Annotated in this window: 16 protein-coding genes; 7 read left to right on the forward strand and 9 right to left on the reverse strand. The window is 62.6% G+C overall.

Features of this window, described 5'->3' with window-relative positions; all coding sequences use genetic code 11:
- Positions 1 to 13 precede the first annotated feature (13 nt).
- Positions 14 to 559, forward strand: a complete 546-nt coding sequence (gene ppa, locus JD971_RS05450; protein ID WP_202086520.1) for an inorganic diphosphatase — start codon at positions 14 to 16, stop codon at positions 557 to 559.
- Between the two features lie 86 nt (positions 560 to 645).
- Here the strand turns inward: ppa and JD971_RS05455 are convergent, their stop codons facing one another.
- The 3 genes from JD971_RS05455 to JD971_RS05465 form a co-directional block, all read right to left on the reverse strand.
- On the reverse strand, positions 646 to 2,040 hold the full coding sequence (locus tag JD971_RS05455) for a mechanosensitive ion channel family protein (protein ID WP_202086523.1): 1,395 nt from the start codon (positions 2,038 to 2,040) through the stop codon (positions 646 to 648).
- 5 nt (positions 2,041 to 2,045) lie between these two features.
- On the reverse strand, positions 2,046 to 3,389 hold the full coding sequence (locus JD971_RS05460) for a TldD/PmbA family protein (protein WP_202087369.1): 1,344 nt from the start codon (positions 3,387 to 3,389) through the stop codon (positions 2,046 to 2,048).
- 106 nt (positions 3,390 to 3,495) lie between these two features.
- Positions 3,496 to 3,846, reverse strand: a complete 351-nt coding sequence (locus JD971_RS05465; RefSeq protein WP_202086525.1) for a hypothetical protein — start codon at positions 3,844 to 3,846, stop codon at positions 3,496 to 3,498.
- A gap of 329 nt (positions 3,847 to 4,175) precedes the next feature.
- Here JD971_RS05465 and lptB point away from each other — a divergent pair, with 329 nt between their 5' ends.
- The 5 genes from lptB to JD971_RS05490 all read left to right on the forward strand — a co-directional run bounded on the left by lptB (position 4,176) and on the right by JD971_RS05490 (position 9,542).
- Complete coding sequence (gene lptB / locus JD971_RS05470; protein WP_236672373.1) at positions 4,176 to 4,952, forward strand: LPS export ABC transporter ATP-binding protein; 777 nt, start codon at positions 4,176 to 4,178, stop codon at positions 4,950 to 4,952.
- A gap of 44 nt (positions 4,953 to 4,996) precedes the next feature.
- Positions 4,997 to 6,448, forward strand: coding sequence for an RNA polymerase factor sigma-54 (gene rpoN, locus JD971_RS05475; protein ID WP_202086526.1), 1,452 nt, complete (start codon positions 4,997 to 4,999; stop codon positions 6,446 to 6,448).
- A gap of 251 nt (positions 6,449 to 6,699) precedes the next feature.
- Complete coding sequence (gene ctrA / locus JD971_RS05480; protein WP_202086527.1) at positions 6,700 to 7,395, forward strand: response regulator transcription factor CtrA; 696 nt, start codon at positions 6,700 to 6,702, stop codon at positions 7,393 to 7,395.
- A 76-nt stretch (positions 7,396 to 7,471) separates the two neighbouring features.
- Positions 7,472 to 8,188 (forward strand): tRNA (guanosine(46)-N(7))-methyltransferase TrmB, encoded by a 717-nt coding sequence (locus JD971_RS05485; protein WP_202086528.1) that lies wholly within the window; start codon positions 7,472 to 7,474, stop codon positions 8,186 to 8,188.
- Between the two features lie 109 nt (positions 8,189 to 8,297).
- On the forward strand, positions 8,298 to 9,542 hold the full coding sequence (locus JD971_RS05490) for a site-specific integrase (protein ID WP_202086529.1): 1,245 nt from the start codon (positions 8,298 to 8,300) through the stop codon (positions 9,540 to 9,542).
- On the opposite strand, the gene JD971_RS05495 is transcribed toward JD971_RS05490, so the two are convergent.
- The 6 genes from JD971_RS05495 to JD971_RS17070 form a co-directional block, all read right to left on the reverse strand.
- Entirely contained in the window at positions 9,529 to 10,116 is a 588-nt protein-coding gene (locus JD971_RS05495; RefSeq protein ID WP_202086530.1) for a GntR family transcriptional regulator, read from the reverse strand. The two genes, JD971_RS05490 and JD971_RS05495, sit on opposite strands and share 14 nt — an antisense overlap.
- Positions 10,113 to 10,979 carry a phytanoyl-CoA dioxygenase family protein gene (locus JD971_RS05500; RefSeq protein ID WP_202086531.1) on the reverse strand — a complete coding sequence of 289 codons (867 nt, stop codon included), beginning with the start codon at positions 10,977 to 10,979 and terminating at the stop codon, positions 10,113 to 10,115. Before JD971_RS05500 ends, JD971_RS05495 begins: the two co-directional genes overlap by 4 nt.
- Positions 10,976 to 11,611 (reverse strand): acyl-homoserine-lactone synthase, encoded by a 636-nt coding sequence (locus JD971_RS05505; protein WP_371809737.1) that lies wholly within the window; start codon positions 11,609 to 11,611, stop codon positions 10,976 to 10,978. Before JD971_RS05505 ends, JD971_RS05500 begins: the two co-directional genes overlap by 4 nt.
- A gap of 167 nt (positions 11,612 to 11,778) precedes the next feature.
- A complete protein-coding gene (locus JD971_RS05510; protein ID WP_202086533.1) occupies positions 11,779 to 12,531 on the reverse strand; it encodes a LuxR family transcriptional regulator in 753 nt (250 codons plus the stop codon).
- A gap of 184 nt (positions 12,532 to 12,715) precedes the next feature.
- On the reverse strand, positions 12,716 to 13,117 hold the full coding sequence (locus JD971_RS17065; protein ID WP_050775923.1) for a DUF2285 domain-containing protein: 402 nt from the start codon (positions 13,115 to 13,117) through the stop codon (positions 12,716 to 12,718).
- 190 nt (positions 13,118 to 13,307) lie between these two features.
- Positions 13,308 to 13,499, reverse strand: coding sequence for a transcriptional regulator domain-containing protein (locus tag JD971_RS17070; RefSeq protein ID WP_029140658.1), 192 nt, complete (start codon positions 13,497 to 13,499; stop codon positions 13,308 to 13,310).
- 408 nt (positions 13,500 to 13,907) lie between these two features.
- Here JD971_RS17070 and JD971_RS05520 point away from each other — a divergent pair, with 408 nt between their 5' ends.
- Positions 13,908 to 14,489, forward strand: a complete 582-nt coding sequence (locus tag JD971_RS05520) for an RNA polymerase sigma factor (protein WP_082379135.1) — start codon at positions 13,908 to 13,910, stop codon at positions 14,487 to 14,489.
- Positions 14,490 to 14,606 lie beyond the last annotated feature (117 nt).

A 14,606-nucleotide genomic window follows, 5' to 3' on the forward strand; every position in this document is an offset into this window, starting at 1 on the left:
GACGAAAGCCCACATGCGTATCGACTTGATCCCGACCGGGTCCAACCCGCCCGAAAGCCTGAACGTCATCATCGAGGTTCCCGTTGGCGGCGAGCCGGTGAAATACGAATTCGACAAGGATTCGGGCGCATTGTTCGTCGATCGCATCCTGCACACGCCGATGCGTTACCCCGCCAATTACGGCTTCGTTCCGCACACGCTGTCGCCCGATGGCGATCCGCTCGACGCGCTCGTCGTGGCGCGCAGCCCGTTCGTGCCCGGCTGCGTCGTGCGTGCGCGTCCCATCGCGGTGCTCAACCTCGAAGACGAACATGGCGGCGATGAAAAGCTGGTCTGCGTGCCCGAGGATTCGACCTTTCCCTATTACACCAAGGTGTCGGAAAAGGGCGACCTGCCCGAAATCCTGTTCAAGCAGATCGAGCATTTCTTCACCCATTACAAAGACCTGGAAAAGGAAAAATGGGTCCGCGTCGGCACCTGGGGCGGCGCCGAGGAAGCCCGCCGCATCGTGATCGAGGCGATCGAACGCGAGAAGCAGGCCCAGAACGAAAAGCGCTGAGGCGCGCCTCACCATCCCATGCAAAAGCCCGGCGGTCCCAAAACCGCCGGGCTTTTTCGTATCGAGTGCCCCCGTTGTCGGCGCGATCATTCCACCGGGCGGCTGGAATCGAGCAGGTCGGCCTCGCCCGTGACGGCACGCTCGCGGTCGACGAGTTCCGCGATGTGGTTTTCCGGCCGGGTGCTCCGCGCCTGTGCCTCGCTCTCCCCGCTCGCCCGCTTGCGCGTGGTGACGGGGGACGGCGCGGCGGGCGCGGGACGCGGCGCCTGCGAAATGCTCGCCCCTTCGCCCAGTGCGAGGGGGCTGCCGGAATCGAAACGCAGCCGGTAGATCGGCTCCGGCAGGGCAAAGCCCGCCTCCTCCAGCGCGTCTTTCGCCGCCTTGATCGCGATGGATCGTCCTTTGAGGAAATCGGTCTCTTCCTGATCGACCCAGCCGCGAAAGCTGATGACGATATTGGAATCGCCGACCTCGCGTATGACGGCGGTCGGCTCGGGTTCGTCGAGCACGAAATCCAGACCGCGCAGCGCCTCTATTCCCGTGGCCATGCCGTCCACCGGATTGTCGTCCGCATCCACGCCGAGATCGAATTCGAAACGGCGCTGCGGATTGCGGGTGTAATTGAGGATGACCGATTTGAAGACGGTCGAATTGGGAATGCGCAGATGGTTGCCGTTCAGCGTCATCAACACGGTGGCCCGGCTGGTGAGGCGCACGACGCGGCCTTCGTTCCCCTCGATCATCACGTGGTCGTTGGCGCGGAACGGCTGTCGCAGGGACAGCATGACGGAGGAGATGTAATTGTCGATCGTGTCGCGCACGGCAAAGCCCACCGCGATGCCGATGACGCCCCCGATGCCGAGCACCGCGCCCAGCAATGCCGTCGCGCCGAGGATCTTCAGCGCGAGATAAAGCCCGAACAACACGCCCACGAACTTGATCGCGCTGGACAACAATTCGGTGACGAAGGCGTTGGGCGTCACCTTGTCGAGCAGCCAGCGCATGCGCGAGATCGCGCCGAACAGCAGCGCCACCAGCACCGCGACCACCGTCGCGACGAGAATGAGCGGCAACATGCGGACAAGGCCGCGCGCCTCGTCCACGATCCCGCCGAGCGTGGGTGCAAGGTTGCTGTTGACGGCAAGGTCGCGCTCGATCCGGTTCGACACGGTGACGACGCCCGTCACGCGTGATGCGATGTCCTCCGCCTGCTGCGCGGCTTCTGCCTGCGCGACGTTCCCGCTGAGCGTGACGACGCCCTGCTCGACCTGCACGCCGACATTGGCGAGCGGTTCGATCGCGGCGAAGATATTGCGGATGCGCGCGGCGATGCGAATGTCCTGCTCGGCACCCTGTTCGGCCTCGATCTCCTGCGCAGGCGCCGACGGTTCGGCTGCGCCGCCGCCCGAAAGATCGGGAAGGGCGGCATGGACGGGCGCGGAGAAAAGCAGCAGCGCGGCGGCAAGCATGGCACGGCGCATGGTCGTCACCCCCCCGCCACGGTCATGCCGTCGACGCGCAGGCTCGGCACGTTGACGGCGCGAATGTCGTCGAGATCGTCGGCGGCGGTCATCTGCGCGAACATGTCCAGAAGATTGCCGGCGATGGTAAAGCCCGCTACCGGCCCGGCGATGGCGCCATTCACGATGCGAAAGCCCGATGCGCCGCGGCTGTAATCCCCGGTCACGAGATTGACCCCCTGCCCGATCAGCTCCGTCACCAGCACGCCGCCGCGGATGTCGGCGATGAGCGCGTCGCGCGATACATCGCCGGCGTTCAGGGTCACGTTGCTGGTCGCGACGGCGGGCGAACCGCCCCCGCTGCGCGCCGCGTGGCCCGTCGGGCGGCGGCCAAGCTTGCGCGCCGATGCGCTGTCGAGCAACCAGCCCGTCAGCCGCCCCTCCGCCACCAGATCACGCGGCGCGGTCGGCAATCCCTCCCCGTCGAAGGGCCGCGAACGCAGGCCGCGATGGCGCAGCGGATCGTCGGCCACGGTGATGGCGGCCGGGAAGATGCGCTTCCCCTCGCATTCGAGGAGAAAGCTGGCCTGGCGCGCGATGCTGTGGCCCGAAATCGCCGCGGCAAGATGGCCGAGCAGCGTTCCGCCCACCCGCGGATCGAAGACGACGGGCATCGGCCCGCTGCTCATGGTGCCGGGATGGAGCCGTTCGAGCGCGCGATCCGCAGCGAGCGTGCCGATCTTCTCCTCGTCCGGCAGATCGCCTGCATGGCGCGCGCTGCGCCCGGCATAGCCGCGCTCCATCCCCGCGCCCTTCCCCGCGACGAGCGAGATCGACCGCGCATGGCGCGCCTGCTCGTAATTCCCGGCAAAACCGTGGCTCGTAACCAGCGCGGCGATGGCGCGGCCATAGCTTGCCGCGGCGCCGTCGCTATTGGTGATGCCGGAATGGGCACGGCCCGCCGCCTCGGTCCGTTCCGCAGCTTCGCGCAGCGCGTCCGGCCCCGGCGGCGGCGACAGGAGATCGAGCGCGGGGGTTGCCCCTGTCATCAGCATGTCGGCAGGCGCCAGCCCGGCATAGGGGTCGGCAGGCGCCGCCTCCGCCATGGCCACGGCCCGGCGCGACAATTCGTCGAGCGCGGCCTCGTCGGCGGCGCTCGACCCGATGGTGGCGCTTTTCTGCCCGATAAAGACGCGCAGGCCGAAATGCTCGGATTCGGATCGCTCCACCTCTTCAAGCGCGCCCAGCCGGACATGCACGGTTTCGGACAAATCGCCGAGATAGACGGCATCCGCCGCATCGGCGCCCAGCCGCCGCACGCGGGCGATCAGATCGTGGCAGCGGCTCTCCGCCTGCTCGGCGTTCAGCACGGGTTGGATCTCGACATGCCGGTTTCTCCTGAATTCGAAACCGGCGGGATAGGCATTGCCTGCCCGCTGGGCAAGCGCCGCCGCCGCGTTCAGCCCGTTGCGCGGATTACCCGTGCAGCATCCGCGCCAGCCCCGCGATCGCGAACGGCAGCCCGATCGCCCCTGCCCAGATGAGCAGCTGATCGCGGCGATAGGCCCCGCGATATTGCGGATTGTGCGCCGCTTCATCCGACATCCCGGCCCAGCGCCGCTCCAGCTTCAGACAGAGCGGTATGATCGCCAGCACCAGAATGACCAGCGCCATATAGGGCAGCAACGTGCCGGAAAATTCCTTCAGCTGCTTTACCGTGACGAAGATCTGCAGGACCGTATACGCCAGAAGCGCATAGGCGATATTGTCGCTGATCTTCCTCGGCCAGCCGCGGGTCGCATGAACCGGCGGCGCCGGTCGAGCCATCTCTCGCTCGCGGTGCAAGCGGGCGCTACGTTCGATTCGTGTTTGCGATCCTGCCATGCCGCACGATCCTTTCCCTTTCAGTCCCGGATCGAGTATCATTTGTTTCACGGCCAAGGTCAATGGCACTGCATATACGGCTGTTTCGGGGGCGCTGGGCCATCGCGCGCAGGGTGGCCATGCACGAATCCTGCCAAACCGCCTGCCAAACCGATTGCATGACGGCGTTGAGGGGGCTTTAATGGTTGGCAGGCCATGATATGCGTTGCGCCACAACCGATCGTGACCGGCACCCCGCCGCAGACCAAGGACCAGACGCCATCGCTACCGAGATCACTCTCGACCCCGCCGTAGACCCCGAAGAGACGGCCGCGCCCCCTGTGCCGCAAGGCGGGCTTGAGGTGCTGTCCATCGCCAAGAGCTACGACAAGCGGGCGGTGCTCACCGACATCTCGCTCTCCGTCGCGAAGGGCGAGGTGCTGGGCCTGCTCGGCCCCAATGGCGCGGGCAAGACGACGTGCTTCTATTCGATCATGGGGCTTGCGCGGCCCGATTCGGGGCGGGTGCTGCTCGACGGGAACGACATCACCAACCTGCCGATGTATCGCCGCGCGATCCTCGGCCTCGGCTATCTGCCGCAGGAAACGAGCATCTTTCGCGGGATGAGCGTCGAACAGAACATCAATTGCGTGCTCGAACTGGTGGAGCCGGACAAGCAGGTCCGCGCCGCCGAGCTGGAGCGGCTGCTCGACGAATTCGGGCTCACGCGTCTGCGCGAAAGCCCGGCGATGGCGCTTTCGGGCGGGGAACGGCGCCGCGCCGAAATCGCCCGCGCGCTTGCGGCGAAACCGTCGATCATGCTGCTCGACGAGCCTTTCGCCGGCATCGATCCCCTCTCGATCAGCGACATTCGCGATCTGGTCAAGGATCTGAAGGGGCGCGGCATCGGCGTGCTCATCACCGATCACAACGTGCGCGAAACGCTCGAAATCGTGGACCGAGCCTGCATCATCTATGGCGGGCAGGTGCTCTTTGCCGGCAGCCCGGAGGCGCTGGTCGCCGATGAAAACGTGCGGCGGCTCTATCTCGGCGAGGGGTTCACCTTGTGAACTGCGTGCGCGCCCTCCTGCCGGATCCGCGCGGCTGACGTCCCATGGCCATCGGCCCCCGCCTCGACATACGGCAATCGCAATCGCTGGTGATGACACCGCAATTGCAGCAGGCGATCCGCCTGCTGACGCTGTCGAACCTGGAACTGGAAAGCCATATCGCCGACGCGGTGGCGGATAATCCGCTGCTCGAACTCGGCGATACCGGGGAGGCTGCCGCGCCGGTCCAGGCCGACGCCGAATTGCCCGATGCAGGCAGCACGAATGGCGGCGACGCACTCGACATCGCGCCCGATGCGGCGGATCGCGATTTCGACACCGGCGACGGGATCGGCGCGCGCGAGGGGGGCATGGGGCAAGGTGCCGCGTCCGATGGCGATTTCGACTTTGCCGAACGCGCCGACGACGCCGCCACGCTGGCGCAGCATCTCCACGCGCAGATTGGCGCCGCGGACGGGACGGCGGTGCTCCGCTTCGTCGCCGGGCATCTGATCGATCATCTGGACGAGGCGGGCTACCTCGTCGGCGACCTTGGCGACATCGCCGCCACGCTCGGCATCGAGCTCGACGAGGCGGAGCGGGCGCTGGCGCTGCTGCAGACGCTCGACCCGACGGGGGTCGGTGCGCGCTCCTTGTCCGAATGTCTCGCGCTACAGGCGAAGGAGGCCGATCGCCACGACCCGTGCATGGCGGCGCTGCTCGCCAATCTGGACCTGCTTGCGCAGGGAAATCTCGCGCATCTTCGCCGGATTTGCCGCGTCGATGACGACGACCTTGCCGACATGATCGCCGAATTGCGGCGCTACGATCCCAAACCGGGGCACCGCTTTGGCGGCGGGGCGGCGACGCCGGTGGTGCCCGACGTGCTTATCCGCCGCGAAAAAGGCGGTTGGGGCGTGGCCATCAACCGCCGCACGCTGCCCCGGCTCGTCATCAATCGCGACTATTACGTGCAGATGAAACGCCACTGCCGCGACCGCGCCGCCCAAGGCTGGCTGGGTGAAAAACTGACCGACGCGAACTGGCTCACCCGCGCCCTGGATCAGCGGCAGCGCACCATATTGAAGGTGGCGCATGAAATCGTGCGGCGGCAGGACGGGTTTTTTCGCCGCGGCGTGTCCGCGCTCGTCCCGCTCACCCTGCGCGAGGTGGCGGAAAAGGTCGAATTGCACGAATCGACGATCAGCCGGGTGACGTCGAACAAGTTCCTGCATTGCGAGCGCGGCACGTTCGAACTGAAATATTTCTTCGGTTCGGGCGTCGCCCATGCCGACGGCGAGGGCGGCGCCTCCGCCGAGGCGGTGAAGGCCGCCATTCGCCAGCTTTGCGATGCGGAGGACCCGAAGAAGATCCTGTCGGACGATGCGCTGGTCGAATGCCTCAAGGATCGCGGCTATACGCTCGCCCGCCGGACGGTCGCGAAATACAGGGAGGCGATCGGCATCGGCTCCTCGGTCCAGCGGCGGCGCCTCAAACGGATCGCCGCCAGCCGGTAATCCGCCCCCCGCAACGCGCGTCGCGCGGCGATAATCCTCCGTTTCGGACCTTGCCCGAAGTGGCGCAATCCGGGGGAACAGAGCGAATTTTCGGGCACACAACACCTACGCTTCAGTGCCTTGGGTCCATTTCACACCTTATTAACCTTTGTCGCCCATCATTTGTATGGTTAATTCGGGGCACTGGCTCTTCCAGATCGGGGACTACGGCGATCGCGGGTTGGGGCGATACGAAACAGGGAAGCGACATCATGCGGATTTTGTTGATCGAAGACGAACCGACCACGGCAAAGGCGATCGAGCTCATGCTGGGGGGCGAAGGCTTCAACGTCTATCAGACCGATCTTGGCGAAGAGGGCCTCGATCTCGGGCGGCTCTACGATTACGACATCATCCTGCTCGATCTCAACCTGCCCGACATGCACGGGTACGACGTGCTCAAGAAACTGCGCGTCGCCAAGGTGCAGACGCCCGTTCTCATCCTTTCGGGCATCGCCGAAATGGATTCCAAGATCCGCAGCTTCGGCTTTGGCGCCGACGATTACGTGACCAAGCCGTTTCACAAGGACGAGCTGATCGCGCGCATCCATGCCGTCGTTCGCCGGTCTAAGGGGCATTCGCAATCGGTGATCCGGACCGGCAAGCTCGCCGTCAATCTCGATACCAAGACGGTCGAGGTGGCAGGCTCGCGCGTGCATCTCACCGGCAAGGAATATGCCATGCTGGAGCTGATGTCGCTGCGCAAGGGCACGACGCTGACGAAGGAAATGTTCCTTAACCACCTGTACAACGGCATGGACGAGCCGGAGTTGAAGATCATCGACGTCTTCATCTGCAAGCTGCGCAAGAAGCTGTCGATGGCGTGCGACGGGGAAAACTATATCGAGACCGTTTGGGGCCGCGGCTATGTCCTGCGCGACCCGGCCCAGGAGGCGGAGGCGGCCTGACTCCCGACAAAGCGGGCGGGGGAAGCCCGGGCGATCGCATCTCGACGCGGCGCGTGCCACCCGCTATCGGCGCGGCATGACGGCGAACAAGGAAGGCGATCCCCTCACGCTCAACCGGCTTTATGGCCGGTCCAAGGGGAAGAAACTGCGCAGCGGGCAGCAGCATCTGCTCGACGAACTCTATCCGCAGATCGCGGTGCCGGACGACGGGCCGATCACCGCGGCGGGCCTGTTCGGAAGCGATCGCCCTTTGCATTTCGAAATCGGCTTCGGTTCGGGTGAGCATATGGCAGGGCGTGCCGACATGCTCCCCGATCATGGGTTTATCGGGGCGGAACCCTTCGTGAACGGCGTGGTCGGCGCGCTGCTCCATGTGCGGGAGCGGACATTGCCGAACGTGCGGCTGCACATGGGCGACGCGCTGCAGGTGCTCGACCGGGTTCCCGATGGCGCGCTGTCCTTCTGCTATCTGCTGCATCCCGATCCCTGGCCGAAGGCGCGCCATGCGAAGCGCCGGATGATGAACGACGGCCCGGTCGACCTCATCGCGCGCAAGCTGAAGCCGGGCGGCGAATTCCGGTTCGGCACCGACCATCCGATCTATCTGCGCCACGCATTGCTGGTGATGCAGCGCCATACCGGGCGCTTCGAATGGCTGTGCGACAAGCCCGCCGATTTCCAGGTGCGGCCGGGCGGCTGGCCCGAAACGCGATACGAGGCAAAGGCCCGGCGCCAGGGGCACGAAGTCTGGTACTTTCGATTCAGACGACGCCAAAGTACGAAATCGTTGTAAAACAATGTACTTAGCAGATTCACCCTACGCCAGAATTGCCTCCATTTCGCCCCTTTTTCCTCTTGCGTGATTGCCCGGTGATTGCCAGAAAAGGGACACGAGGTTTCGGATGGCAACAGGAAAAATCACGAAAAAATCGATAGATGCGCTCGAGCCGAGCAGCGCGAGCCAGCTCCTTTGGGATACCGACCTCAAAGGATTCGGTGCGAAAATCACTCCAGCTGGCTCGATATCCTATGTGCTGCAGTTCCGGATGGGCGGCCGTGAAGCTCGAACAAGACGCTACACAATCGGGCCGCACGGGTCGCCGTGGACACCGACGACAGCGAGAGCGGAAGCAGAGCGCCTTCAGTTGCTAATTGCGCAAGGTATCGATCCTGTAGACGACGACAAGCGGAGGCGCCGCGAATCCATCGATCTCGCATTCGACAACTACGCGTCGCATTTCGCTCGGTCCTGCAAGGGCGTTGGCTGGGCGAGGCTCGTTGAACGCGTCATCCGGCTTTATCTTGAACCGGTTATCGGGAAAAAGCCGCTTCCCCGAATTTCGAGGTCGGACATCGTAGCCGTTCTGGACAACATGCCCGAGGAACAGGTTGCCAATCGCCGGAATGTCTTCGCTGTCATGCGGCGGCTCTTTCGCTGGGCGGTCAGTCGCGGCGATATCGAGCGCAGCCCGATGGAGGGGATGGAAACGCCGCCCCCGGTCAAGCCGCGAGATCGTTGGCTTAAGGATAATGAGCTGCGGCTCGTCTGGAATGCGGCTCCTCAATGTCATCCCTGCTTCGGGCCGATCGTTCACTTGCTCATTGCCACCGGACAGCGCCGCGAAGAGGTCTCGGGAATGCATTGGCAGGAACTTGATCGGAGCGAGCGGTTGTGGACGCTTCCAGGCTCACGAACCAAAAACGGTGAGCCGAACTCGATCCCGTTAAACGATCTTGCGATCGCAGAACTGGACCGGCAGGCGCGCAGCGACATCTGGCCGCGCAAAGGCAGGATATTTGCAACATCGACCGGAGCGGGTTTCACGGGCTACGCCAAGGGCAAGAATACGCTTGATAGCGCAATCGAGGCGGAACAGGGGGATCCGTTACCTGCTTGGCGGTTACACGATCTGAGACGAACGCTTGCCACTAACTTCCAGCGTCTGGGTGTGCGGTTTGAGGTCACCGAGGCTGTGCTCAACCACGTCGGCGGCTCGCGTGCAGGTGTTGCTGGAGTCTATCAGCGGCATGACTGGAAGGACGAAAAGCGCGAAGCCCTGGATGACTGGAACAGCCATCTAGTGCAAATCCTCTCTGCATCAGGTTCATTGGAGAGCGAGAGCGGATCGAATTCTACAGGAGGCTGATGAGTTGCGACGCCGCCGAGCGGCACTGCTCGTGGTACCTGCGTATCGCTTCGAGCTGCTCACCTCGAGTTGCTGTTAGACTGGCCTCGATCCGATTGAGCATATCAATCGCTTTCGGCAAAACCTGCGGTTCGAGCTTCCTGACAGGATGAAGGCGCTCGTTTATCCTATCGACCAGATAGGCGAGATAGCCGTTGCCTGATCCGCGCGCGAGACCCAGATAAGCCGCGGCCAGGCGGTCGGGATAGGTATCAGAAGAGGGTTGATCATCTCTTTGGGCCTCCGTCGAGGTGTTTTCCGACAATGAAGTTTCGAGAAGCAGCGCATTCACATTGAGGATATCCCGCAAAGCTTGCTCGGTCAGGACATGAACCCGGAACCCTTCTCCGGGGGTCAGGTCGACTAGGCCTTCCCCAACGAGCTGGTTCAGGCTGTCCCGTACGGGCGTCATGCTCACTCCGAAGTCGTCGGCGAGCCGCATTGCCTCCAGCTTCGTTCCGCCTCGCCATGCTCCCTCCATCAGTGCCCGCTTGAGGCGGCAATAGGTGGGTTCGAGAACGTGCGCGGGGCTCACGACCGATAACGCTGCGCTTCGGCAAATTCGCGAACGGCATCCTCCTGGTCCGGACGCAGGCCATCGGTAGCCTGCGGATAATCGGGCACATCGCCGCGAAGAAGGATCGAAGGACATTGCCCCTCAAAATTTCCGAGATTGGGGCGATGCTGGATATATCCCGCCAGCTCGGCGAGCTCAGGCGAGAAGGTTTTGGCGATCTGTGGCGGATAAGCTAGCCAGAGGTTTTCATAGGGTTTGAGCCAGCCGAGGCTGTAACCGATCACGACGCCGCGTCGGACTGTATTCGTATGATTTGGCCCGGCACCGTGCACGGTCGATCCTAGGAAGCAGATCGCGTCTCCGGGTCCGCATTCGGCCACTATCGGATCATCGAGTTGATCGAGACTTTCGATCACTTGCTTGTGCGTACCGGGATATATGCGCGTTGCGCCGTTTTCGGCGGTGAACTCGGTGAGCGGCCAGATGACGTTGAGGAGATATTCGTGATCGCCTTTGCGGCCTGCCCACATGTCGTGATCGCAATGCGGAAATTGTTCGATCTCTCCGGGATGGATGGCGATGGCCTGCGCGACATTAAGCTGGATCTTGTCGCAGGCGTCGCCGAGTATTTCCCGAGCGATTGCCAGGACCAGAGGCTGGAGCACGAGATCGCTCGCCCACCGTGACCGGCGTAGCAATCCCCCGAAACGCTGGGTCCGGCGCCCGTAGAAGTCGCCTTTGCCCGTCGGCGTTTTCTCGAATGCATCTTCAAGGTCCGCATCGAGCCCGGCTATAGTGGCATCGGGCATCAGGCGAGGGATTATGCAGTAGCCATCGGACCGTAGTTGCTCCAGCCATGGGGTGTGCGCTTTGTCGGTCATGCGGCCAGCTCCATGCTGGCATTGGCGATGCGGTATGCCTCGCCGCCGTAGATGCCGGTGCTTTCAAGATCCTCGCGCGTATTTTGATCGATTTTAATCTGCAGTGCGACCAATTCTTGACCATCGATTACTTCGCCCGGTCCGAGCGGATGGCATTGCCAGCCGAAGTCTGCGATCTGCCGGAACCAGGGCATCGGAGCCACAGCCGTGTAGCCTGCAATCCCGTTCGCCAAGGCATGGTCGGCCAGCGCAGAGACAAGTTGGTTGCGGGCCTTGCGCCGATCGCCGCGCGGTAGCGTTGGCTCGATACAGAAGCGGGTCATCTCGCGGAAATTGCCATGCAATGGGACAGGCCCGGCACACAGATGCGGGAACAGATCTTTGAGAATATGAGGGCCATCAGACCTCAGCAACCGCGCCGAAGCCCGGTGTCCGAAATCGTTGTCGGTCAGAACCAGATAGCTGGCTGACGGCGTGTCGAACTGATCGATTTCGTAGGCGTCCTCCAGAACGGGCACATCCCATTTGAGGAGGTCAACGAAGACCCGCTTGCGCGCCTCGAACATTACGCGAAGTGCCGGATCGGCGAGACTGGCGCGAATTGCGCCCATTGATTGCTGCATTGGGTCCACCTGCAAGATTGATGACAGGCGGCATCTCAACAAATTCATTCAATTACAGACATACCAAGAACTGGGGATGGGGTTTCCTCGATTTACGCAATGCAACGCGAGTTCTCATCGCTCGGGCGACGGGTTATCGAAAATAGCGGAGGAACGCTGTGTTATTGCCAGTGGATTTACCCTGCGTCCCGCCAACGGATAATGTCGGCAAACCCGATCAACCCGTCGAACAGCGCCGCGACGACGAGGGACTGTTTACAATGGACCTGATAGCGTTCGCGGGCCATCTTGAGATGCTGAATCACGGTCTCCGTGCTGATTTCGAGTATCATGGCCGTTTCAGCCGCAGTCTTCCCTCTTGCAACCCAAAGCAGACACTCGCGCTGCCGGTCGGTCAGGGAGGGAACCTTCTCATCAAACTTTTCTGAACTCAGGCCCAGCGCGCAGCTCAAAGCCAGCGTCCCGACCATTTCCGCGACAGCGAAGCGCCGTCGGGGCAGTTCTCGCTCGGGCCGAACAGCAAAGGTGCAGGTACCGCGCCCTATCCCGGGCAAATGCCGCGGAACAGTATAGCCATTGCCGATACCGCATTCCCGGCCGACATTGAGCATTTGACGGTCGCCGCGCGTGAGAGGGACGAGTTCGTCAATCCAGTCCCAGGCAAAACCGATGATTGTCTTGTCACAGGCTCTTCGCACCGGATCCTGCCCTGCGAGGTCGAAGGCAATATAGACTCTCGCCCATTCGTCGGGATAGTCGTGCAATAGCAGGCCCGGTGCCTCGCACGATGTCGAACGCATCTCCAGGCTAAGCGCGAAGTGGTCGAAGCCAAGGCGCCGGGAAACCTGTTTAAGCGCACCGTCGAGTTCAGTGTCCGAACGGACATTGATAAGTTCAGTTGCGAATTCCTCCGCGAGATATGCGTACATAGACCTGCCGTTCGATCGGCAGCACGCAATCCAACACGCCGCCACCTGACCGCCTGCTCGGTGCCGGATCAGACGGTTCCATTCCACCTGTTCCAGCAGTTGCAGTTGCGACCCTCAAGGTCCGGTTCCAATCCGGGCGCGCCGCAAAATTCAGCAGCATGCCCCACGAAAAACCATAGTGCATTCAGTGCGTTTGAAAAGAGCGGAGCCGGCTTTGGCGAAGCAAGCCGAGATAGCCGTGCGACGCCATTCGCCGCGCCTCAACCACGAGACGCTGGGTCTGGCGGCGTTGCGATGACGATTTCCAGTCAATGGCGCGCTGCGCGGACAATCCCCGATAAACAATGGTTCCAGCGATATCTTTTAGCATAACACCCTCAGGCGCCCGGGATAAAGCATCAAGTATGGCGAGCAGCAAGTGGAAGCGGTGGGACTGATAGGCAGTGGGCTGCAACTGGTTTCGCACGCTGGGAGCAGCGGAACCATCTACACAGCAGTGAAACGCATCGAGCGCCGCCAGCCTGATCGGAAACGACTGGTCCCGAGGGATCAGATAATTGTCTCCACCCAACCGGGCGGAGGCCATAACGAGCAGCCGATGGCGAGCGCCACCACCGGCGAGGACCAGATGATCTCCCGCATTGCTGGTTCGCTTGGAGATCAGGTCGCACGTTGCGCGCGCCGCCTTGACTGCGCGCCCACCGCCAAGAATTACCACATGAGCGTTTTCCTCGGCTTGCCAGATCGCCGGATGGCTGCGAGCTGAAAGGTCGGGATCAATCGGGAAATTCAAGGCCCCATGAACGCGCCATTCGGCGGCAAGCTGGGGATTGCGGGTCGAAACCGCTTTCGCTGGCGATCCGTGCGTATTGTTGCCGGTACGCGGCATTGCGGCGCAGGAATTCCTGCGCGAAATCCGAATAGTCGAATGCGCCTGTCCGGTCGTTGCTGTCAAATGGTCGATCCATGAAGCACCTCCTTTCTCGCCGATTTCGCTAGAGGCGCCAGCACCGCGCCGACATTCCATGACCTAGGGGGCCGCCTCCCCAATATTGGGCATATTTGATCAGGCGCTCGCCGAGACCGTTGCTTTCTTAGGGAAGGCGACGACCGCCGCCACAAGCGGGTCCAAAACGGCTCTACTTACCTCTTGCAAGCCATTCCTATGTTGGGCAGATTGACAGCGCGCGGATTGATATTCTGGCACCATCCGCGTGGATCTTTCCGCCGGACATCATGCACGCCGGTCCATCGCAGGCCCGGCGGCCGGACCGATCAAGGGGCACAAACTAGGCCCCGGACGGCGGCACAGACCTGGAACCCGCACGCAGTTCGCCACGGCGAACTCAGGTTGCGGTCGCCTCCAAGTTCGAAGCATGACTCAAATTGCCGCCGAAATTCGGCACCAATCTCCCCAGTGCGTGGGTCCCGCATATTGCGCTGCAAAGGTAAGCCGAACGGTCGGTCGCCGCCGCACACTCGATGCCCTCTACCGCGAGGAACGGGCTGGACTGATCGCCTATCTTGCGCGCCGCGTGGGCTCCGAACGCGCCCGCGACCTGGCACAGGACGTGTTCCTGCGTGCGGCGACCAGCAAGCAGCTGACGGAACTCGTCAATCCGGCGGGCTTTCTGAGGCGGATTGCATTCAACTTGATGGTGGACGAGGCGCGGCGGCAAAAGTGCCGGGTCAGGACCCAGCCACTTCTGGAGAACGCAGACGCGCCAAGCCGTGCTGCGCAAGAAGATGCCGTGCATGTCCGTGAAACCCGGCAAGCGCTGGAAATCGCGCTCGCAGAGCTCCCCGAAAAGTGCGCGCGTATCTTCGCGATGAACCGCTTCGAGAAGAAATCCTACCGAGAGATACATATCGAACTCGGCATCGCACTGCCGACGGTCGACTATCACATGATGAAAGCTCTTGCGCATTTGCGTCAAGCGCTGGGTCACAGTTGGTGACTGCAGGCATCCGGCCAAAAGGGACCACTCAAAATTTAATTTCAATTGAAACTAAGGTGCTCGCAAAAGTGAGCGTCATCTTCTGTAGCGGTAGGTCCGCGCCAAAACAGGGAGATA

The sequence above is a fragment of the Croceicoccus sp. YJ47 genome, from assembly GCF_016745095.1.
GTDB lineage: Bacteria > Pseudomonadota > Alphaproteobacteria > Sphingomonadales > Sphingomonadaceae > Croceicoccus.